Origin of the sequence: Acinetobacter haemolyticus (genome assembly GCF_003323815.1) — a bacterium.
GTDB lineage: Bacteria > Pseudomonadota > Gammaproteobacteria > Pseudomonadales > Moraxellaceae > Acinetobacter > Acinetobacter haemolyticus.
This window is the reverse complement of the sequence record NZ_CP030880.1, coordinates 2,173,470-2,194,078: the sequence shown is the minus strand read 5'-3', so window position 1 is coordinate 2,194,078 and position 20,609 is coordinate 2,173,470. Positions and strand designations below refer to the sequence as shown.

Sequence of the window (20,609 nt, the reverse complement as noted above, 5' to 3'; positions counted from 1 at the left end):
CTAAGTTCAAAACAGCTTTGAACTTAGCATTATCTTTTTAGTTAAGTCTGCGTTGAGGTCGTTGGCTCAGCCTACAGAGTAGTTCATAGCCAATGGTTCCATTTGCCTCTGCAACGTCATCGACCAGTCGAGTATTACCCCAAAGCTCGACTTTAGTTCCGATTTCTGCATTTAAATTACTGATATCAATCGCAATCATATCCATGCTTACACGTCCTATGACGGGTATAAGTTGATCGTGAATTGCCACAAAGTTAGGTTTTATATATGCACGAGGATAGCCATCTCCATAGCCGATCGAAACGATAGCGATCGTCATATCTTGTGTAGCGACATAGGTTGAACCATAACCAACATATTCACCTTGCTGAATTTGATTTAGGGCAATGATTTCTGCGCTGAAGGTCATAACTGGCTTTAGATCAAGGGCTTCAACATTCTTGTCTGCAAATGGTGATGCGCCGTAGAGCATGATTCCTGGCCGTACAAAATCGAAATGCAATTCTGGATATCTATAAATGGCAGCAGAATTACAACATGAAGCAAGAATAGGTTCACATGCTTGTTTCACTTGTAAAAACTGCATTTTTTGTTGTTCATTTAGTGGATGATCCGTATCAGCATTGGCAAAATGCATTGTTAAAACGCAGTTAAAACCTTCTGCTTTTAAACGTTGGATCACAGTAATGATTTCAGAAACTTTGAAACCTAAACGATTCATCCCACTATTGAGTTTTACCCAAACTTTTAAATCCAAAGCTTGGTATTGATCTTTATGAGCAAGCAGCCATTCAACTTGTTGAGCATGATGAACGACACATTCTAGTTTCTGTTCAATAACATGAATCATCTCATCTGCTGAAAATACACCTTCAATTAGGGTGATTGACTGTAAATATCCAAGCCGCCTGATTTCTAGGGCTTCTTCTAAACAGGCGACACCAAAAGCATCCGTTGCCGCTAAGGCTGTTAAACAGTCTTTAATTCCATGTCCGTAGGCATTGGCTTTGACCATACTGACAATTTTTGAATTTGGTGCAAGTTGTTTAACACGGTTTAAATTATATTGCAGTGCTGTACTGTCAATATAAACTGTTGCTTGGCGCACCCTGATTTCTCCTTTGGGACGACTCGGATAATATAAAAAGCAATTTTAAGCAATAATATAGGAATTATTCTTCATCATCATATTGAGCGTAGAACTCAGGTGAGAGATTACTAAAACGAGTGTATTGACCTTCAAAGGCAAGGCGAACACTACCGATCGGACCATTACGCTGTTTACCAATAATGATTTCGGCTGTACCTGCTTCTTTTGATTCTTTGTTATAGACTTCATCACGATAAATGAACATGATTAAGTCAGCATCCTGTTCGATAGCACCGGATTCACGTAAGTCAGACATTACAGGACGTTTGTTTGGTCGGTTCTCCAAACTACGGTTAAGCTGTGAAAGTGCAATCACTGGACAGTTCATTTCTTTGGCTAAGGCTTTTAAGCTACGAGAGATTTCTGAAATCTCGCCAACACGGTTATCACCCATACCAGGGACTTTCATTAATTGTAAGTAATCGACCATAATACAACCGATTTTGCCATCATGCATTTTGGCAATTCGTCGTGCACGGGCACGAAGTTCTGTTGGAGGTAGAGCAGAAGAATCATCAATATATAGGTGCATCTCTTGAAGCTGCAAAATCGTACCTGTAACCTTGGTCCACTCATCGGCATCAAGATTACCTGAGCGCAAATGTCCCTGATGAACTTTACCCATCGCAGAAATCAAACGCATGGCGATAGAGTCTGCTGGCATTTCCATAGAAAACACTAACGCTGGTAATCTGTTGTATTGCAATACACTTTCAACCAAATTCATGGCAAAAGTGGTTTTCCCCATAGATGGACGAGCCGCAACAATAATCAAGTCACCGGCTTGCATCCCTGAGGTTTTATTATCAAGTTCCACAAACCCTGTAGTTAAACCTGTAATGTTTCCATCAAGTTTTGATAATTCATCTAATTTAGTGATGACATCCGCGGTAACTGAGCTAATCGATTTGGGGCCCGAATCTTTCTTATTATTATTGTGTTGTTCTGCTAACGAGAAAATTTGAGTTTCTGCTAAATCTAGAATTTCACTGACAGGTCGACCTTTGGTGTCATACGCATTTTGCAAAATATCACTACTGACTTTGATCATGGTGCGTAGTGTTGAGAACTCTTTGATTTTATTGGCGTAAGTTTCAAGATTATAGAAGCTTGAAGGTGAGTCAGCCATCAATTGCATCAAGTATTCTTCACCACCAATTGCATCTAACAGGTTTTGTTTGAGTAACCAGTCATTGACCAAAACGGCATCATACGGTGAGTTTTCCTGTGCCAGTTTTTCGATGGCGCGATAAATATATTTATGACGTGTCGCATAAAAATCATTTTCTTTGAGTAGATCACTCACTTGTTCAAAAGACTCAGCAACTGTCATCAGCGCAGCAAGAACTGCTTGTTCAATCGCAAGATTGTGGGGAGGGGTACGAAACTCCTTTAGCTGACCTGAGTCACTCACTTTACTCTCTGTGTTTGGAGAATTTTTTGTAAAATTGGCATTCGCCTGTGACATAACAAGACCTAATAAAAAAGATGAAACATAACCGAGTGACTATCTTAATCCAAATGGAGGTCAACGCGACAATTTAATTCATTGAAAATTGTGTAAGTGGTGAAAAAGTGTGGGTGAGTTCAGAGCCGATTGGCTGCCCCCCATTGGCACATCATATCTAATAGAGGAATCAATGATAGTCCTCGTTCTGATAAGCTATATTCAACTTTAGGGGGAATTTGTGGATATTCCTTACGAATAATCAGTTGATCTTTTTCCATTTCTTTTAAGGTTAAACTTAAGGTTTTGAATGAAATATTACCAATTGAGCGTTTTAACTCATTGAATCGCATAATAGATTTATGTTGATAAAGCCAATACATAATAATCATTTTGTACTTTCCATTGATTAAGGAAAGCGTATATCCAAAATCAGTTTGTCCTAAGTCAATATGTGGTGGTGCGCAGGTTTCCATCATTATCTTCTGACACTAACTTTTGGTTTAGTATATAACCATAATGACCGTACTTATATAATTTGTAGCATGCTTTTATAATTAATTTCATACTTGTTAGTTAAAGACTTAAATGTCTGTTGTGATGGTTTGAAATGAAGAAAACACTCGTGATTGTTGCTCATCCAGATATTGAAAACTCTGTCATAAATAAACGATGGATTGAGGAGTTGAGCCAATATTCAGATCAATTTACTGTGCATCACCTTTATCAACAGTATCCTGATGGGCATATTGATGTGGCAAAAGAACAAGCATTGGTTGAATCACACCAAAATTTGGTTCTTCAGTTTCCGATTTATTGGTTTAACTGTCCGCCATTATTGAAACAGTGGCTTGATGATGTACTGACTTATGGTTGGGCCTATGGTTCAGCAGGAAATCAGTTAAAAGATAAGAAAATAACGCTAGCAGTTTCTGCTGGCATTAAAGAAAAAGATTATACAGCAGATGGTCGCTATCACTTTTCTCTAAAAGAGTTGTGTTTACCTTTTGAATTAACTGCGCGATATGTAAAAGCCGATTATCAGCCCATGTATGTTTTTTATGGAATGGATACAAATCCTGAAGAAGGAGAGACTCAACCTATGAGGAATGAAATCAATCAGAGTGCGGTGGATTATGTGAAATATTTATTGCAGATAGGTTAGTTGTATGTTCAATAAATAGGATAATTTACAAATCAGCAGACATAAAAAAAGAGCATGTAAAACATGCTCTTTTTCTTTGCAGAAATTACTCAGATACGATAGTAACGAGAACTTCAGCAACAACATCATGATGCAATTGGATTGCGATGTTGAATTCACCAGTGTGACGAAGCGCACCATTTGGTAAACGAACTTCTGCACGGTCAACAACAAGACCAGCGTTCGTTAAAGCATCAGCAATATCACGAGTACCGATAGAACCGAACAGTTTACCTTCATCACCAGCTTTAGCTGTGATTACGATATTTACTTCGTTCAATTGTTCAGCACGTGCATTTGCAGCAGCTAAAATATCAGCTTCTTGTTTTTCAAGTTCAGCACGACGAGCTTCAAAAGCAGCAGTGTTTGCTTCAGTTGCAGCTACAGCTTTACCTTGAGGGATCAAGAAGTTACGACCGTAACCAGCTTTAACTGATACTTTGTCGCCTAATTTACCAAGGTTCTTAATGCGTTGTAATAAGATAACGTCCACAGCTCACCTCACTTACTTATGGTTGTCAGTGTACGGAATCAAAGACAAATAGCGAGCTTGTTTAATAGCTAACGCTAATTGACGTTGATAACGAGCTTTAGTACCTGTAATACGGCTAGGAACAATCTTGCCGTTTTCAGTGATGTACTGTTTTAAAGTGTCGATATCTTTGTAGTCGATGTACGCAACATTCTCAGCTGTAAAGCGGCAGAACTTGCGACGACGGTAAAAACGTGCCATTGATGTTCTCCTTATTCAGCTTCTTGTACTGCTTGTTGTGCTTCTTCACGTTGAGCTTTACGCGCACGTTTTTCTTCAGCACTCTTAGCAAGTAAAGATTCTTCAGTAATTGCGTGTTCACGACGGATGATGATGTTACGAATAATTGCATCGTTATAACGGAACAATTCTTCTAATTCATCAAGAGTCGTTTGACCACATTCAACATTCATAAGAATGTAGTGTGCTTTGTGAATCTTGTTAATCGGGTAAGCCAATTGGCGGCGGCCCCAATCTTCTAAACGGTGAATTTGACCTTCAGCTTCTTTGATCTGAGAGATATAGCGTTCAACCATACCTACAACTTGATCGCTTTGGTCTGGATGTACCAAAAGTACGATTTCGTAGTGACGCATTGTCAGCTCCTTACGGTTTAAACAGCCCCTAATGTATAAATTAGAAGCAAGGAGTCATAACTAAAAAGTTATGTCGCAAATTGCGAAGCGTGAATTTTAGGTGGTTTTCAATCAAATAACAAGGAAAACTTCGAAGAAATGCAAATGTTTGCAATAGAGGAAAAAAGATAGAGAGGCTCTCTATCTTTTTTAAAAAATTGGAAAGAGTGGTGCAGGGGTTTTAAAGGTAAAGCTAAAACTTAAACTAATTACTGTAATTAAAATCACAGAGAATAAGAAAAAGCGCTTTGCCCAAAGCTGATCATTTTCTGCTTTAAATCCTAAGATACCAATATAAAGCCAGTAAACACAAAGTACATTACAAATCACCAAAAACAAAATATCGGTGTATCCATAAATAAATAATGCGTTCATCGCCAATGTAAATAAAACCACATAGATCAGTGATTCAATTTTGGTTCGTATGATTGAACGAGCGACTGGTAAGATTGGAACTCCTGCATTTTTGTAATCATCAAAACGATAGATGGCAATTGCCCATGAATGTGGCATTTGCCATAAAGCGTATGCAACAAAGAGCAATAAAGCCGCCATATCAAATTGATGACTCACAGCCGTATAACCTATGACAGGTGGACTCGCTCCAGAAATACTACCAATAACGGTTTGATGGATTGTGGTGCGTTTTGTCCACAAACTATAAAAACCGACATAAACCACAAAACCAATTACAGCAAATAAAAAAGCATACGCGTTGATAAAGAACCAAAGGATGCTGAACCCCATTACACCTAACACAAGGGCATAACACATTGCGACAGTAGGGGAAATGGTTTTCTTGACAAGCGCACGATTCATAGTGCGTTGCATTTTTTGATCGATGTCTTGGTCAATTACGTTATTTACAACACATCCTGATGCAACGACGAGCGTTGTTCCAATAAGTGTAAGTAATAATAAGAGGTAGTCTATGGAGCCTTGGGCGGCTAAAAAGAAGCCGCCCAAGGTGGTAATAAAATTACCGAAGAGAATTCCTGGCTTAGTCAGGAATAAGTACTTTTTCCACATGACAATCAGTTTAGATCATCATGTTGTAGTGTAGGTAATTCATAATCCACACAGAGCCAACTAAAAGTACGGCAATACATAAAATCGTGTAGATAAATGCAATAAGATTCCAACGTTGATCAGATGATGTATTCATGTGTAGGAAGTACACAAGCTGTACAAGTACCTGAGCAACTGCAGTAATTGCAATGACAGTAACTAAAATGCCACGACTAAAACCACCTGCCATCACCATCCCGAAAGGGATGATGGTAAGAATGACAGAAAGAATAAAGCCTACTGTGTATTGTTTTACATTACCGTGCGATGCACCTGCAGCATTATGGTCATGACTACTCATTAGAGAACTCCCAGTAAGTAAACGACGCTGAATACACAGATCCAAACGATGTCAAGGAAGTGCCAGAACAAGCTTAAGCAAGCAAGACGACGTGTATTCGGTAGTGTCAAACCGTTCTGTTTGATTTGATACATCAAAACAGCCATCCACACTAGACCAGAAGTTACGTGGATACCGTGCGTACCAACCAAAGTAAAGAACGCAGATAAGAACGCACTCTTCGTTGGTCCATAACCTTCATGAACAAGGTGATGGAACTCATAGATTTCCATCCCAATGAACGTTGCACCAAAAATAAAAGTAACGATTAACCATAAAAGAACTTGGTTAACATTCTTTTTGTATGATGCAAGTACTGCAAAACCAAATGTCACAGAGGAAATTAGGAGTGCAAAGGTTTCAGCTAAAACGAATCCCAAAGAATCATGGAATAAGTCGTAAGCACTAGGTGTACCCGGTGGAATATGACTGCTTAATACAGCAAATGCGATGAAGAGTGATCCGAAAAGGATCAAGTCACTCATCAAATATGTCCAGAAACCAAAGACCGTTAAGTCTGTATCATCATGTTCGTGATGACCGTCGTGTCCGTGGTTATCGTGATGAAGTACTTCAGCCATATCCTTAGTCCTTCTTCAAGTGTTTTTCAAGTAACGCATAGCGTTCATTTTCAATACGTTCAACTTCAGCAGCTGGAACATAGTAGTCAACATTCTTAGTGAATGAGCTTACGATGAAGCTGATGATCGCAGCAACGAATGAAACCGCTACAAGCCACCAAATGTGCCAGATGAGCGCGAAACCAAGAATGGTAATGAACATCGCAATGACGAAACCAGCAGCACGATTTGTCGGCATGTGGATATCTTCATACTTTGTATTGCGAGCGTAGGCAACACCATTTTCTTTGTCAGTCCAGAAGCGATCAATACCATCAGCAGCAGGAACATGCGCAAAGTTATAGAACGGAGCAGGAGAAGAAGTTGCCCATTCAAGCGTACGGCCATCCCATGGGTCACCTGTGTAGTCCATATTGTCCTTACGTTGTAAGAAGCCAACGATGATTTGCATTAAGAAACATGCAATACCGATTGCAATAAGAACTGCACCAAATAACGCGATCGCTAAGTACGGATCCCATTCAGGGTTGTCATATGTATTCAAACGACGAGTCATACCCATGAAACCAAGGATATAAAGTGGCATGAATGCAAAATAGAAACCAATGAACCAGAACCAGAACGCAGCTTTACCCCATGCTTCATTGAGCTTCCAACCAAACATTTTCGGCCAGTAGAAAATGATGCCGGCAAACATACCAAACACCACACCACCGATAATTACGTTATGGAAGTGAGCAATCAAGAAGAGTGAGTTATGTACTAGGAAGTCCGCAGGTGGAACAGCCATAAGTACACCAGTCAAACCACCGATACCGAATGTTACAAGGAAGCCAAGCGTCCATAACATTGGAGTCGTATAGGTAATGCGACCTTTGTACATGGTGAACAACCAAGAGAAGATTTTTACACCAGTCGGAATCGCAATAACCATGGTCATGATACCGAAGAACGCATTTACGTTCGCACCAGCACCCATGGTAAAGAAGTGGTGAAGCCATACAACGAATGCAAGTACAGTAATTGCGATTGTTGCATACACCATTGATTTGTAACCGAACAACGTCTTGCGAGAGAAGGTTGAAACGATTTCTGAGTATAGACCAAATGCTGGTAATACCAAGATATATACTTCAGGGTGGCCCCATGTCCAAATCAAGTTCACATAAAGCATTGGACTACCGCCAAGCTCATTTGTGAAGAAATGGAAACCGAAATAACGGTCTAACGTTAACATCGCAAGTGTACCTGTTAAAACAGGGAACGATGCAATGATCAAGACAGCCGTACAAAGTGAAGTCCAAGTGAAGATTGGCATGTCCATAAGTTTCATGCCAGGCGCACGCATTTTGATGATGGTAACGAAGAAGTTAACACCCGTTAAAAGCGTACCTAGACCAGAAACCTGTAGTGCCCAAATATAGTAATCTACACCAACACCAGGAGAATATTCGATTCCTGACAGAGGAGGATATGCCATCCAACCTGTTGCAGCGAACTCACCTAGTGCGAGAGAAACCATCATGAGACCCGCAGCACCAGCAAATAACCAGAAGCTAAGAGAGTTCAATAATGGGAATGCAACGTCACGCGCACCAATTTGCAATGGTACTGAGATGTTCATCATACCTACGACTAGACCCATTGCCACGAAGAAGATCATGATTACACCGTGTGCGGTGAAAATCTGGTCGTAGTGTTCAGGGTGTAAATAGCCTTCGCCGCCACCTTTCGCAAGGAAAAGTTGCAAACGCATCATGATCGCATCTGCGAAACCACGCAAAAGCATGATGACAGAAACGATGATATACATGATACCGATTTTTTTATGGTCTACTGATGTGAACCATTCGTTCCACAGGTAGCCCCATTTTTTGAAATAAGTAATACCACCAACAAGAGCGATACCACCTAGAATCATCATTGCAACAGTAACCAACACGATTGGATCGTGCGGAATTGCATCAAGTCCTAACTTTCCAAACATGTCTTATTCCTCTGCAGAAGCTGTGGCATGTTCATCATTAGTATGAGTCGCTTCAGTTGCATGCTCAGTTGACGCTGAGTGGTCTGCACCATGATAGTTGCTCATGTAATGATTGATAACAGATTCGAACAATTTAGGCTCAACTGAAGAATAATAAGTCACAGCATGTGGCTCAGTTGGATAAGGCTTCATTTCTTCAGCCGCTTTCTTTTCTTCTGGAGTCTTTGCTCTTGCTACAAGTGCGTCGATCTGATGTTTAGAACGATTGCCATCTTTAAGCGTTGCTAATTCAGCTTGATCAAGCGTACCTTTTTGAATAGCTGTAGTGCCATTTTCGTCAACTACAACGGTATTACCTTGACCCGATTTAACAGCTTCTACCCATTGTGCAAATTCAGCATCAGTTACACTATGTGCTTTAAAGCGCATTTGAGAGAAACCGTAGCCTGAATAGTTTGCTGAGATACCACGGAATACACCAGGTTCATCTGCCAATAGATGGAGGTGAGTTTGCATACCTGCCATGGCATAGATTTGACCACCTAACTGTGGAATGAAGAATGAATTCATTGTGAAGTTAGATGTAATCTTAAAGCTTACAGGCGTTTGTTCTGGGAAGCGTACTTCATTTACCGTTGCAATGTTTTGCTCAGGATAGATAAAGATCCATTTAAACTGTTCAGCAATAACTTGAATCGTTAATGGAGCTTTATCAGACTCTAACGGACGGTAAGGGTCGTACTTGTGGGAACCCCACCAAGTTAACCAAGCTAAAATACCAATAATAATGACAGGAATACCCCAAACAACAATTTCAATTGCTGTAGAGTGTGCCCATGTAGGTTTATAGTCTGCATCTTTATTCGACGCGCGATATTTCCAACCAAACCACAATGCCATAACAATTGATGGAATAACCACCAATAGCATGAGATAGATCGCAGTCATCATTAGGCTACTTTGACCTTGACCAACTGGACCTTTATTGTTTAGAAGTACCATATCACCACCGCACCCGGTTAAGAGCACAGCAAGCGTTGATAAAGACAATACAGCTAAAATCGTTTGTCTCATTTTACAACCTCGGTGAAGAGTCCCATTCCCTAATTAAATTATGGGATAGCGATTAAAGTGTCGCATGAATGATAAGAATTTTTTGTGAAATGCTTAGCAATCATGCGACACCGCTACGTTGTTGGGCATTATGCCTCATATTGAAAAACTAAGCTACTGATAAAGTGGTCTGAAATGCTTGTTTTAAAACCCGATTTATTTTGTAAGGATTGTTATTTGGCTATATGCTTTTTCTATAAATATCAGCTTAATATAAAGAAAAGAGGAATAAATCCTCTTTTCTTTATCGATTTGTAATTATTGCTTAATCACTTTGGTTTTTGCGAACTTATCGTGCAAAGTTTGTCGGTTTGAGCTGATTGCAAAAGCATAATCAATGATGGTAATGATTGGAACTAGCAGCAAATTTAGGATAATAAAAACAACACTACGAAGCCAAAAAGCACGAATGAGGCTAACTTGATTATTATTTTCTACATCCACAATTTTGATACGAGTTAATTTTTTGCCGATACTCTGACCAGATTTAGCAATGAAATATGCTTGAACCATGAGCATAACGACAATGTAAATCATCATGCTTTGCCATGCTTCAGGAGGGATAAGCTGAAAGATTTGTTGTTGCAATTCAGCCGCTTTGGCAGAAGCAAATTCAGCCGCCTGCATTTGTTTTTGAATATCAGCAAGCTGTCCGTGCTGCTCTTCAGTAAAATAGAATGATGGAATCATTGCAATTGGAAGCCACAACATAAAGTCGATTGCTTTAGCAAAAGCTCGTGAGCCAATTGATGCAAGCTCGACAGTTTTTGTTTCCTCTGCTGAGGTTTTTGCTTGGTATTGTTGTGTAGCAGATACAGTCTCGGTAGGCTGTGGTGATGGAAATGGAGTTGATGTATGACCGATTGGTTCATACACAAGTTTTCCTTGGGTTAACTCACCGAGCGTTTTCCATTCACTCATACCTTCATGCCAAGCAAGATCAGTAAGTAGAACTTGTTGGCTTGCAAGCATTTGATTGACTTGTTCTAGTGTGTATGGACCAGCTTGTTGATTATTACGTGCCAAGTAAATTTGCATATGTTCTAAATCTCTATCACAAATGATGAAAAAAGACCCCACCTAGGGGGTCTTTTAAAATAATAGTTAAGCTTGCTTGATTTTTTCTTCAGCCAAGAAGAACCAAGTATCTAGAACTGAGTCAGGGTTAAGTGACACAGACTCAATACCTTGTTCCATGAGCCATTTTGCAAGATCAGGGTGATCAGAAGGGCCTTGACCACAGATACCTACATATTTTCCTGCTTTACGACAAGCATGAATTGCCATCGATAACAAAGCTTTCACAGCAGGATCACGTTCGTCAAATAAGTGAGAAACGATACCAGAATCGCGGTCTAGGCCAAGTGTAAGCTGTGTTAAATCGTTTGAACCAATTGAGAAGCCATCGAAGTGTTCAAGGAATTGTTCTGCCAATAACGCATTGGTTGGCAACTCACACATCATGATCACTTTTAAGCCGTTCTCACCACGTTTTAAACCGTTTTGAGCAAGGAGTTCGATAACACGTTTTGCTTCAGAAACGGTACGAACAAAAGGAATCATAATTTGAACGTTGGTTAAGCCCATTTCATCACGAACTTTTTTCAACGCACGGCATTCAAGTTCAAAACAGTCACGGAAATTGTCAGATACGTAACGGCTTGCACCACGGAAACCCAACATTGGGTTTTCTTCTTCTGGTTCGTATAATTTACCACCGATTAAATTGGCATATTCATTCGATTTGAAGTCAGACATACGAACAATCACAGGCTTTTCTGCAAATGCCGCAGCGAGAGTTGAAATACCTTCAACTAACTTTTCTACATAAAACTCGATAGGAGATGAATAGCCAGCAGTGCGTGTCATAACCGCTGCACGTGTTTCACGAGGAAGGCTCTCGATGTTTAACAATGCTTTCGGGTGTACACCAATCATACGGTTAATAATGAACTCAAGACGTGCAAGTCCGATCCCTTCATTTGGAATTTGAGCAAAGTCAAATGCACGGTCAGGGTTACCCACGTTCATCATAATTTTGAACGGTAATGATGGCATAGAGTGAATGGAGTTACGTTGAACTTCAAAGTCTAACGAACCTTCATAAATAAAACCTGTATCTCCTTCAGCACAAGATACAGTCACCTCTTGTCCGTCAGTGAGTACTTCTGTAGCGTTGCCACAACCGACAATCGCAGGCACACCAAGCTCACGTGCAATAATTGCTGCGTGGCATGTACGACCACCACGGTTAGTCACAATGGCTGCAGCACGTTTCATTACTGGTTCCCAATCTGGGTCAGTCATATCCGACACAAGTACGTCACCGTCTTGTACCTTATCCATTTCTTTGATTGAGGTTACAACACGTACTTTACCCGAACCAATACGTTGTCCAATTGAACGGCCTTCACAAACTACTGTACCACGTTGTTTTAATAGGTAGCGTTCCATTGTGCCCACATTCTGACGGCTTTTTACAGTCTCAGGACGTGCTTGAACGATATAGATTTGACCATCATCACCATCTTTTGCCCATTCGATGTCCATTGGAGCACCGTAATGTTGTTCGATGATTAAGGCTTGTTTTGCAAGCTCATGTAATTCATGATCATTTAATGCAAATTGTTGGCGCTCAGGTTTTTCAACATCGACAACAACAACTGATTTACCAGCAGAACCTTCTTCACCGTAAATCATTTTCTGGTGTTTTGAACCAAGATTACGGCGTAGAACAGAGTGTTTACCAGCATTTAAAAGCGGTTTTGATAAATAGAATTCGTCAGGGTTTACTGCACCTTGTACAACCATTTCACCCAAACCGTAAGATGCGGTAATGAATACCACATCACGGAAACCTGATTCTGTATCAAGTGTGAACATAACACCCGCAGCGCCAGTTTCAGAACGAACCATACGTTGGACGCCAGCAGAAAGGGCTACAACACTATGTTCAAAACCTTGGTGTACACGATAAGCGATTGCACGGTCATTGTATAAAGAAGCAAAAACCTCTTTAATTGCAATCAGAATATTATCAATACCGCGAATGTTTAAGAAAGTTTCTTGTTGGCCTGCAAAAGACGCGTCAGGTAAATCTTCTGCGGTTGCAGAAGAACGTACAGCAACAGCGATGTCTGGATTACCGTTTGAAAGTGCTGTAAATGCTTCACGAATTTCTTGTTCTAATGTTTCTGTAAGTGGTGTATCAACAATCCATTTGCGGATTTTTGCACCTGTTTCAGCAAGCGCGATAACATCATCAACATTAAGTTGTGCAAGTTCAGCCTGAATTCGAGCATTTAAGCCGCTTTGATCCAAGAACTCACGATAGGCAGCTGCAGTTGTAGCAAAACCACCAGGTACCGATACACCAGCATTGGATAAATGGCTGATCATTTCACCCAAAGATGAGTTTTTCCCACCTACGAGTTCGACATCGTGTTTTCCTAATTTTTCCAGACCGATTACGCGCGCTTCCAAAGTATTTACTCCACTTTTTTTGCAGTATGAATGACCATCATTGGTATGAAATTATACGAATGTGCTTAGATTTAGCGTTTTACTAAGCGACAGTCATGTTAGATGAGTTTACTATAAAGATTATAGAGCACTAAGACAAATGTTTAAGGAGAATTTTGATGCCCGAAAGTAAACAAATTAAACGGAGCGTATTTTTTATTTCAGATGGTACCGCGATTACTGCAGAAACCCTTGGACATTCACTACTTGCACAATTTCCAAATGTCGATTTTGATATTCATATTATGCCGTATATCACGACTGAAGAAGCTGCAATGAATGTTGCTGTGGAGATCAACGCTTGTCAAAGTCGTGATGGTTCATTACCACTGGTTTTTGATACTTTGGTTGATCCTCATGTTCGTGAAATTATTAATACTGCCAAAGCCGTAAATTTGGATGTTTTTGAAGGGCTAATTAGCAAGCTTGAACAGGAGTTAGGTACACCACCAACAACATTGGTTGGACAAACGCATGCGGTAACAGATTCAGAGTATTATAAAGCACGCATTGATGCAGTACATTTCGCATTAGACAATGATGATGGGGCGCGTACACGCCATTATGACAAAGCAGATATTATTTTAATTGGTGTTTCTCGTTCAGGAAAAACGCCAACATCAATTTATCTATCATTACAATTTGGGATACGAGTAGCAAACTATCCACTCACTGAAGAGGATTTGGATGACAACCGCTTACCAAAAATTCTAAGAGAACACAAGAATAAGTTGTTTGGACTGATGATTGATGCGGAGCGTTTAGTGGCCATCCGCAATGAACGGAAAGCGAATAGTCGCTATGCAAGTTTTAGCCAGTGTCAAATGGAGTTACGTGCGATAGAAGGGATTTATATTTCTGAAGGGATCAAATACTTAAATGTTACTGAGATGTCAATTGAAGAGATCTCTACACGAGTTTTACAGATGACAGGTCTGAAACGTCGTATTGGTTAGTTGATTATGGCTACTGACTGATCTAAAGGAAGTAGCCTTTTATATTTTTTTTGTTGTGATTTATGCAGTTAAATTTGAAATAGATAGCGAATTAAAATTAAATAATTGATGTTGAATAACAAAACCCAGTTAACATAAAATACGCTTCGCTATGTAAGTTTATGCACATTTGTGTTAAAATATTGTGATACAAATCTCACTTTTGCTATTGGTGGTATATGGTTTTTGTTGCAACTGAGCATCTTTAAGTAAAGAGTCCTGTTTAGATGCAAAACCAGTAAAGTTACTTAAGAAGCATGTGAATTCGGCTTTAACTTTTCAATCAAACCATCAAATGAACGAAGTCCAGCAAAACGTTTTTAATCATATACCGAGTCTAGTTTGGTTGCTCTCAGACCAAGGTGATGCTTATTTTTTTAATAAGGTCAGTCAAGAGTATATCGGGATAAATGAATTTCAAAAATTCCAAAATAATTGGATGGACTTGCTTCATTTTGAAGATATTGCTGTCTTTCAAAAAGAATGGCGACAGGCATTTGCTACTAAAGCGCCTTTTCAGGTTGAGTGTCGCTTGCGACATCAGTCTGGTGCTTATCGCTGGTTTTTATTATCAGCAAAATTTGTAGAGGCTGATCAGAGTGGGCAAGCGCATTGGTTCATCAATAGTGTCGATATTCATGAAACAAAACAATACCAACATAATTTAGTGCAGTGTATAAATGCACAGACCAATATGCTTGATAATAGTGTGGACTGTATCAAGTTATTAGATTTAGATGGCTATCTATTACATGTCAATAGAACGGGATGTATCGCGCTTAATATTCCTGAGAACAATCATCGCTTTGGTATGAAATGGACTGAGCTATTAGCACCTGAAATCCGCTCTAAAGCTAATTATGCTTTGAAAATGGTACTTAAAGGTAAAACAGCACGTTTTCGAGGTATGAGTGGTGAAGGGGAAAATAAGCAATACTGGGATAATTTACTTACGCCGATATTAAATGATAAAGGTCAAATCGTGCAGATCTTGTGTATGTCACGTGATGTGACAGCGCAAAGACAAACTGAAATTCAATTGCGTATCTCCAGTGAGCTTGATGAGTTAACAGGACTTTATAATCGTCGTTTCTTTAAGCTACAACTTAAACGCGCATTGCAAAGACATAAAAAGAGTGAAAAATTTCTGGGCTTGATCTTATTAGACTTAGATTATTTTAAGCATGTCAACGATACACTTGGACATGCGGCTGGGGATCATTTACTGCGTATTTTATCAAAGAGAATAGAAAACACTTTGCCAGAAAATACTTTTGTAGCGCGTTTAGGTGGTGATGAATTTGCAATTCTAGTGAATGGAATAGAGCATGAACAAGAGCTTGAAAAAATAGCAATAGATGTTAGTCGGCAACTCGATGCACCGATCACTTATGCTGGAAATTTAATTAATGGCAGTATGAGCATTGGTTGTGCGATATATCCGAGAGATGCAAAAGACTCCTCAAACTTAATGAAATGTGCGGATACTGCCTTGAATGATTTAAAAGCGACAGGAAGAGGCGGTTTCCGTATGTTTAATCAACAGATGGAGATTGCGGCGCAAAACATTGCAGTACAACTCAACCAAGCGCGTCATATCATTCGTGATGATTTGATGGTTCCATTCTATCAACCCAAGGTACGTTTATCAGACGGAAAAGTTGTCGGATTTGAAGCCCTATTGCGTTGGCAAACAGATGACAAGCACATCCATTCGCCTTGTCATATTGAACAAGCTTTTCAAGATTATGTATTAGCGACAAGAATTAGCGATGCAATCCAAAATAAAGTTTTTAAAAATATTGCTATGTGGCTTGAGCAAGGATTGGCGGTAGTTCCAATTTCGATTAATGCCGCACCTGTTGAATTTCTCAAGGATAATTATGCTGAACGTCTATTGCAACGTTTGAACCTCTACAAGATCCCGCATCATTTGGTTGAAATAGAAATCACAGAACATATTCTGGATGACCGTGGTTCAGACTATGTAATCAGGGCTTTAAACTTGCTCAAACAACAAGGTGTTAAGATTGCACTGGATGACTTTGGAACTGGGCACTCTTCACTAACGCGATTGAGAGACTATCCAGTTGATTGTTTAAAAATTGATTGTGAATTTATTCGTCAAATGAATGGGGATGAGGCGATTTTAGCTATTGTTCAAGCTATTATTGCGTTGGGACCAAAGTTAGCGTTGGATATCGTTGCAGAAGGTATTGAAAACTCAGAACAATTAGAATTACTAAAGCAGTTTGGGTGTTCAATAGGACAGGGTTATTTATTTAGTCGTGCTGTGAATGCGCAACAGGCAACCCATATGATGAAACGTGGGGTGCGTCTTTATTAAGGATTGCGATGAACTACATTTCCTTAAGCCATTTCTGTCTATAGGCAAGCCATGATTGAAATATTCATAGACCTTTGGTGCTCTTGGGCTTATGGATCATTAAGACTTATATAAAATAAGCCTTAATGGTTTTATCTTGAGTATTACTGATTTTTTAGATCCATCAATAAACTAAAATTATCTAAGCGTTTTTGTGTGTCGTAAATGTCACATGTAAAAATAAATTCATCTACGTCATATTGAGTGGCAATTTCATTGAGCCCAGCTTTGACAGTGTCTTGAGAACCAATTTGGGCCATTGCATAAAAGTTCTGAATTGCTAATTGCTCAGCACTACTCGCAAGGCCATCCGTAGATTCAACTGGAGCCTTAAGTTTAAGGCTGTGACCTCGAATTAGATTTAATATTCTTTGATATGAGCTGGTGGCTAAAAATTTTGCCTCATCATCTGTTGTCGCCACAACAGTTGGTATTCCCATAGACACATAAGGTCGATCCAAATATTCTGAAGCTTGGAAGTTTTCACGATAGATGTCGATTGCTTGAGCGAGCATTCTAGGTGCGAAATGTGAGGCAAAAGAATAGGGAAGACCGAGTTTTGCAGCAAGCTGTGCACTAAATAAGCTTGAACCCAATAACCACACAGGTACTTGTGTATTTTGTCCTGGGGTCGCAACAATTTTTTGATTGGGTGCAGGTTCTTTAAAATATTGTAGAATTTCAAGGACGTCTTGAGGGAACTGATCTTCAGTTTCTTGACGGCCGCGGCGCAATGCACGCATCGTAACAGGGTCGGTACCAGGAGCACGACCTAAGCCAAGTTCAAAGCGATTTGGGTAGAGTGTTGCTAAAGTGCCAAATTGTTCTGCGACGACTAGTGGGGCATGATTTGGGAGCATGATGCCACCTGATCCTAGTCGGATTTTCTGAGTGTGTGCTGCAATGAAACCCAATAAGACAGCAGTTGCGGAACTGGCAATGCCATCCATATTATGATGCTCAGCAAGCCAAAAACGTTCATAGCCCAGCTTTTCAGCATGCTGTGCCAATTCCAATGCATGACGTAAGGAAAATTCAATACTTTGATTATCTCGTACGGGAGCTAATTCTAAAATAGAGAATTTGATCTCTTTTAATGATTTCATTTTAGATACTCAATCTTATATATCGAAATAATACGATATATAGATGGGGTTTGTATATCGGATTTTATCGATTTATTTGTATCTATTGTTAAAATCAAAAAAAGCACCCGAAGGTGCTAAGGAGGTATCAAAAATAGATTTATCGATTTTTATACCAACCACGATGTAGTCCATTATCGTGACGATATTTTTTGTTCGATTTATAATGGCGACGATTATCATATGAACGGCGATTGTCGTAGCGGCGGTCATAGCGACGATCGGCATCTCGATCTTGAGCAACTTTATTACCTAACGCAGCACCACCTGCTGCGCCCAGCGCTGCACCAATATATCCACCGTTAGCACCACCCATGTTATTACCCACAGTGTAGCCGCCAACTCCGCCTAAGCCCCCACCGATGGCTGCCTCAGTCCGATTACGTTTATTGCTAGAAGCAGCAGCGCCACCAGCGCCACCGATTGCAGAGCCAATCATTGCACCTGTGTGACCACCAAGTTCTTTGCCGACTGCTGTACCGACAACGCTTCCTAGAGCAGATGTAGCAGCTACACGCGTTGTATTATCTGCATGCGCAACAGTCACCATAGATGTTGCTGCAAAAAAAATACTACATAACCAAGTATTTGATTTCATTCTGAAGCTCCTTGTCCTCATTGCATGGACAATATTCTTTTAACTTGAGACAAATTTAACAAGACACTTGTCAGAAAGTATGGAGCAGTTTCATTAGATTGATGGCGTTTGTTGAGGGTTTTGTATGCGTTGTTTTACAAATGGATCAATTATGAATAAATGTTGATGAACAGAAACTAAGCAACGGAAGGAAAAAGAATCAAGTACAATAACTACAAGTTTGATTTGGATTCTATTATGTTGCTGGAAAAAATTCTGCAATCACAAGGCTTTGGTTCGCGTAAGTATTGTCAGCAGCTGATAAAAAATGGGGCTGTTAGCATAGATAATCAGATTTGTGATCATCCTAAACAGAACTTTAGTACAGAGGATTTGAGTTTCCAAGTTTTTGGTGAACAATATCAATATCGAGAACATATTTATATCGTTCTTTATAAACCCCAAGGTTATGAATGTTCTCATCAGGCAACCCATCATAAAAGCGTATTTAGTTTACTCCCTGAGATTTTCATTCATCGTGGTGTGCAGTGTGTAGGGCGATTGGATCAGGATACGACGGGACTTCTACTTTTGACTGATGATGGTCAATATTTACAGGCATTGACTCATCCAAAGAAACACGTTCCGAAGGTCTATTATGTTTCCACGGCTGACCCAGTGACAACTGAACAAAAGCAACAATTAGAGCTGGGGGTAGAGTTACGTAATGAAAAGGGTATTTACGCAGCGACAGATATTAAGCTGATTTCAGAGCGCCAACTTGCAATGACGATTCATCAAGGTGTTTATCATCAAGTCAAGAGAATGATTGCAGCAGTAGGAAATAAAGTTGAACGTTTACATCGGCAACAGATTGGCTTGCTTGAGTTACCAAATTTAGAGGAAGGGCATTGGGATTATTTAACGCTTGAACAAAAGCAACTAAGTCAAAATATTCCGCTTGAGACAGAATAAATTTCGTATTAACGGTAACGTTTAGAGCATTTTTATTTCAGAAAACAATGGAAAGTCTTAAACTCATCATCATGAATAAAACCCATTTTTTCATAAAGCTGATGCGACTGGTAGTTATTACGTTGGGTTTCCAAACTAATACGTTGGGCATTTTCATGCCGTGCAAATAAAATTGCAGTGTCAATCAGTTGTTTGGCTGAGCCTTGTTTTCTAAAGCTTGGCGTGACGTAAACATCATCTAATATATAGTAGGTTTCGCAAGATACTGATGAGAAAGCTTGGTAAAGAAGAACAAATCCTGTAAAAATCTCATCTTTTACATGAATGAAAATAACGCTGTCTTTATTCTCAAAGCGATGATTTAAAAATTGATAAGATTGCGCAACATTTGATGAGGCACCGTAGAATTGGCGATATTCATCAAATAAAACTGCAAGTTGATGAAGATCTTCTTTCGCCGCTCTCTTTACGATCATTCCTATCCATCCTTGAGTTTATAGTTTTATTCGGAATGACAGAATAGCGAAAAAGAATCAGCTTAAAAAATAAAAACTTGTGTATAAATGCAACATTGTTAAGTTTTGTCACTTTCCCCTAAAAGCGCATTCAACTCTTCAAATAAATCCTCATGATCATCTTCAACATCTATGCTTGGTTGATTCTCATTTGAGGCTGCAGCCTTCGATTTACGCAATTTAAGTAGTTGTTCCATGTTTATATTTTGGTTTTCGATTGCAAAGGGAATCGATTTTGTAAGAACAACCTGTTTGAAAAAAAGACGCACTGCTTGGGCAGGGGATATGCCAAGTTGTTTAAAGACAGCAAAAGCTTGCTTCTTTTCCTGAGAATCAAGTCGAACCTGATAAACTTCTGTTTTTCGCATGAAGAATAAGACCAAATATTTTTAGTTATCGTCATGTATTTTAAACGATCACAATGTAATTTCAATATT

The 20,609-nt window shown here is 39.5% G+C and carries 21 protein-coding genes; 4 read left to right on the top strand and 17 right to left on the bottom strand.

Going from position 1 to position 20,609, the window contains the following annotated elements; genetic code table 11:
- Positions 1-37 precede the first annotated feature (37 nt).
- The 3 genes from alr to DS737_RS10050 form a co-directional block, all read right to left on the bottom strand.
- Positions 38-1,108, bottom strand: coding sequence for an alanine racemase (gene alr / locus DS737_RS10060; RefSeq protein WP_113997436.1), 1,071 nt, complete (start codon positions 1,106-1,108; stop codon positions 38-40).
- Positions 1,109-1,172: 64 nt separating this feature from the next.
- Positions 1,173-2,618 (bottom strand): replicative DNA helicase, encoded by a 1,446-nt coding sequence (gene dnaB / locus DS737_RS10055; protein ID WP_004638536.1) that lies wholly within the window; start codon positions 2,616-2,618, stop codon positions 1,173-1,175.
- A 119-nt stretch (positions 2,619-2,737) separates the two neighbouring features.
- The gene (locus DS737_RS10050) at positions 2,738-3,073 is read right to left on the bottom strand and encodes a winged helix-turn-helix transcriptional regulator (protein ID WP_004682497.1); all 336 of its coding nucleotides are present in this window, start codon (positions 3,071-3,073) and stop codon (positions 2,738-2,740) included.
- A 134-nt stretch (positions 3,074-3,207) separates the two neighbouring features.
- On the opposite strand from DS737_RS10050, the gene DS737_RS10045 reads away from it, so the two are divergent.
- Positions 3,208-3,762: an NAD(P)H-dependent oxidoreductase gene (locus tag DS737_RS10045; RefSeq protein ID WP_113997435.1), complete on the top strand. Its 555-nt coding sequence runs from the start codon at positions 3,208-3,210 to the stop codon at positions 3,760-3,762.
- Positions 3,763-3,847: 85 nt separating this feature from the next.
- Here the strand turns inward: DS737_RS10045 and rplI are convergent, their stop codons facing one another.
- The 10 genes from rplI to ppsA all read right to left on the bottom strand — a co-directional run bounded on the left by rplI (position 3,848) and on the right by ppsA (position 13,540).
- Positions 3,848-4,294, bottom strand: coding sequence for a 50S ribosomal protein L9 (rplI, locus tag DS737_RS10040; protein ID WP_004638539.1), 447 nt, complete (start codon positions 4,292-4,294; stop codon positions 3,848-3,850).
- Between the two features lie 12 nt (positions 4,295-4,306).
- Entirely contained in the window at positions 4,307-4,534 is a 228-nt protein-coding gene (rpsR, locus tag DS737_RS10035; protein ID WP_000090661.1) for a 30S ribosomal protein S18, read from the bottom strand.
- Between the two features lie 11 nt (positions 4,535-4,545).
- Positions 4,546-4,929 carry a 30S ribosomal protein S6 gene (rpsF, locus tag DS737_RS10030; RefSeq protein ID WP_004638540.1) on the bottom strand — a complete coding sequence of 128 codons (384 nt, stop codon included), beginning with the start codon at positions 4,927-4,929 and terminating at the stop codon, positions 4,546-4,548.
- A gap of 189 nt (positions 4,930-5,118) precedes the next feature.
- Positions 5,119-5,997: a heme o synthase gene (cyoE, locus tag DS737_RS10025; protein WP_075315778.1), complete on the bottom strand. Its 879-nt coding sequence runs from the start codon at positions 5,995-5,997 to the stop codon at positions 5,119-5,121.
- A 10-nt stretch (positions 5,998-6,007) separates the two neighbouring features.
- The gene (locus DS737_RS10020) at positions 6,008-6,337 is read right to left on the bottom strand and encodes a cytochrome o ubiquinol oxidase subunit IV (protein ID WP_004638542.1); all 330 of its coding nucleotides are present in this window, start codon (positions 6,335-6,337) and stop codon (positions 6,008-6,010) included.
- Entirely contained in the window at positions 6,337-6,957 is a 621-nt protein-coding gene (gene cyoC, locus DS737_RS10015) for a cytochrome o ubiquinol oxidase subunit III (RefSeq protein ID WP_004638543.1), read from the bottom strand. Before cyoC ends, DS737_RS10020 begins: the two co-directional genes overlap by 1 nt.
- 4 nt (positions 6,958-6,961) lie before the next feature.
- Positions 6,962-8,944, bottom strand: coding sequence for a cytochrome o ubiquinol oxidase subunit I (gene cyoB, locus DS737_RS10010; RefSeq protein WP_004638544.1), 1,983 nt, complete (start codon positions 8,942-8,944; stop codon positions 6,962-6,964).
- Between the two features lie 3 nt (positions 8,945-8,947).
- Complete coding sequence (cyoA, locus tag DS737_RS10005) at positions 8,948-10,018, bottom strand: ubiquinol oxidase subunit II (RefSeq protein WP_004638545.1); 1,071 nt, start codon at positions 10,016-10,018, stop codon at positions 8,948-8,950.
- Between the two features lie 297 nt (positions 10,019-10,315).
- A complete protein-coding gene (locus DS737_RS10000; RefSeq protein ID WP_005090970.1) occupies positions 10,316-11,095 on the bottom strand; it encodes an RDD family protein in 780 nt (259 codons plus the stop codon).
- 66 nt (positions 11,096-11,161) lie between these two features.
- A complete protein-coding gene (ppsA, locus tag DS737_RS09995; RefSeq protein ID WP_004638548.1) occupies positions 11,162-13,540 on the bottom strand; it encodes a phosphoenolpyruvate synthase in 2,379 nt (792 codons plus the stop codon).
- A gap of 158 nt (positions 13,541-13,698) precedes the next feature.
- Here ppsA and ppsR point away from each other — a divergent pair, with 158 nt between their 5' ends.
- Positions 13,699-14,535 carry a posphoenolpyruvate synthetase regulatory kinase/phosphorylase PpsR gene (gene ppsR, locus DS737_RS09990; RefSeq protein WP_004638549.1) on the top strand — a complete coding sequence of 279 codons (837 nt, stop codon included), beginning with the start codon at positions 13,699-13,701 and terminating at the stop codon, positions 14,533-14,535.
- A 298-nt stretch (positions 14,536-14,833) separates the two neighbouring features.
- On the top strand, positions 14,834-16,921 hold the full coding sequence (locus tag DS737_RS09985) for a sensor domain-containing protein (RefSeq protein ID WP_430383836.1): 2,088 nt from the start codon (positions 14,834-14,836) through the stop codon (positions 16,919-16,921).
- Positions 16,922-17,064: 143 nt separating this feature from the next.
- Here the strand turns inward: DS737_RS09985 and DS737_RS09980 are convergent, their stop codons facing one another.
- Both DS737_RS09980 and DS737_RS09975 read right to left on the bottom strand, forming a co-directional pair.
- Positions 17,065-18,066 carry an LLM class flavin-dependent oxidoreductase gene (locus tag DS737_RS09980; RefSeq protein ID WP_113997434.1) on the bottom strand — a complete coding sequence of 334 codons (1,002 nt, stop codon included), beginning with the start codon at positions 18,064-18,066 and terminating at the stop codon, positions 17,065-17,067.
- A gap of 139 nt (positions 18,067-18,205) precedes the next feature.
- Positions 18,206-18,703 (bottom strand): hypothetical protein, encoded by a 498-nt coding sequence (locus tag DS737_RS09975; RefSeq protein ID WP_113997433.1) that lies wholly within the window; start codon positions 18,701-18,703, stop codon positions 18,206-18,208.
- 237 nt (positions 18,704-18,940) lie between these two features.
- On the opposite strand from DS737_RS09975, the gene DS737_RS09970 reads away from it, so the two are divergent.
- Positions 18,941-19,657, top strand: coding sequence for a pseudouridine synthase (locus DS737_RS09970; protein WP_113997432.1), 717 nt, complete (start codon positions 18,941-18,943; stop codon positions 19,655-19,657).
- Between the two features lie 32 nt (positions 19,658-19,689).
- Here DS737_RS09970 and DS737_RS09965 read toward each other — a convergent pair whose 3' ends face one another.
- Entirely contained in the window at positions 19,690-20,133 is a 444-nt protein-coding gene (locus DS737_RS09965; protein WP_005082104.1) for a GNAT family N-acetyltransferase, read from the bottom strand.
- Positions 20,134-20,231: 98 nt separating this feature from the next.
- Complete coding sequence (locus DS737_RS09960; RefSeq protein ID WP_004638556.1) at positions 20,232-20,540, bottom strand: type II toxin-antitoxin system RelB/DinJ family antitoxin; 309 nt, start codon at positions 20,538-20,540, stop codon at positions 20,232-20,234.
- Positions 20,541-20,609 lie beyond the last annotated feature (69 nt).

What these genes read in the sequence shown, in the direction of transcription:
- DS737_RS09960 (WP_004638556.1), bottom strand. Translation starts at nt 20,540, where the DNA reads ATGCGAAAAACAGAAGTTTATCAGGTTCGACTTGATTCTCAGGAAAAG.
- rpsF (WP_004638540.1), bottom strand. Translation starts at nt 4,929, where the DNA reads ATGCGTCACTACGAAATCGTACTTTTGGTACATCCAGACCAAAGCGAT.
- rpsR (WP_000090661.1), bottom strand. Translation starts at nt 4,534, where the DNA reads ATGGCACGTTTTTACCGTCGTCGCAAGTTCTGCCGCTTTACAGCTGAG.
- DS737_RS10020 (WP_004638542.1), bottom strand. Translation starts at nt 6,337, where the DNA reads ATGAGTAGTCATGACCATAATGCTGCAGGTGCATCGCACGGTAATGTA.
- cyoA (WP_004638545.1), bottom strand. Translation starts at nt 10,018, where the DNA reads ATGAGACAAACGATTTTAGCTGTATTGTCTTTATCAACGCTTGCTGTG.
- DS737_RS09975 (WP_113997433.1), bottom strand. Translation starts at nt 18,703, where the DNA reads ATGAAATCAAATACTTGGTTATGTAGTATTTTTTTTGCAGCAACATCT.
- dnaB (WP_004638536.1), bottom strand. Translation starts at nt 2,618, where the DNA reads ATGTCACAGGCGAATGCCAATTTTACAAAAAATTCTCCAAACACAGAG.
- DS737_RS10000 (WP_005090970.1), bottom strand. Translation starts at nt 11,095, where the DNA reads ATGCAAATTTACTTGGCACGTAATAATCAACAAGCTGGTCCATACACA.
- DS737_RS10050 (WP_004682497.1), bottom strand. Translation starts at nt 3,073, where the DNA reads ATGGAAACCTGCGCACCACCACATATTGACTTAGGACAAACTGATTTT.
- cyoB (WP_004638544.1), bottom strand. Translation starts at nt 8,944, where the DNA reads ATGTTTGGAAAGTTAGGACTTGATGCAATTCCGCACGATCCAATCGTG.
- DS737_RS10045 (WP_113997435.1), top strand. Translation starts at nt 3,208, where the DNA reads ATGAAGAAAACACTCGTGATTGTTGCTCATCCAGATATTGAAAACTCT.
- ppsR (WP_004638549.1), top strand. Translation starts at nt 13,699, where the DNA reads ATGCCCGAAAGTAAACAAATTAAACGGAGCGTATTTTTTATTTCAGAT.
- DS737_RS09970 (WP_113997432.1), top strand. Translation starts at nt 18,941, where the DNA reads ATGTTGCTGGAAAAAATTCTGCAATCACAAGGCTTTGGTTCGCGTAAG.
- cyoE (WP_075315778.1), bottom strand. Translation starts at nt 5,997, where the DNA reads ATGTGGAAAAAGTACTTATTCCTGACTAAGCCAGGAATTCTCTTCGGT.
- DS737_RS09965 (WP_005082104.1), bottom strand. Translation starts at nt 20,133, where the DNA reads ATGATCGTAAAGAGAGCGGCGAAAGAAGATCTTCATCAACTTGCAGTT.
- DS737_RS09980 (WP_113997434.1), bottom strand. Translation starts at nt 18,066, where the DNA reads ATGAAATCATTAAAAGAGATCAAATTCTCTATTTTAGAATTAGCTCCC.
- cyoC (WP_004638543.1), bottom strand. Translation starts at nt 6,957, where the DNA reads ATGGCTGAAGTACTTCATCACGATAACCACGGACACGACGGTCATCAC.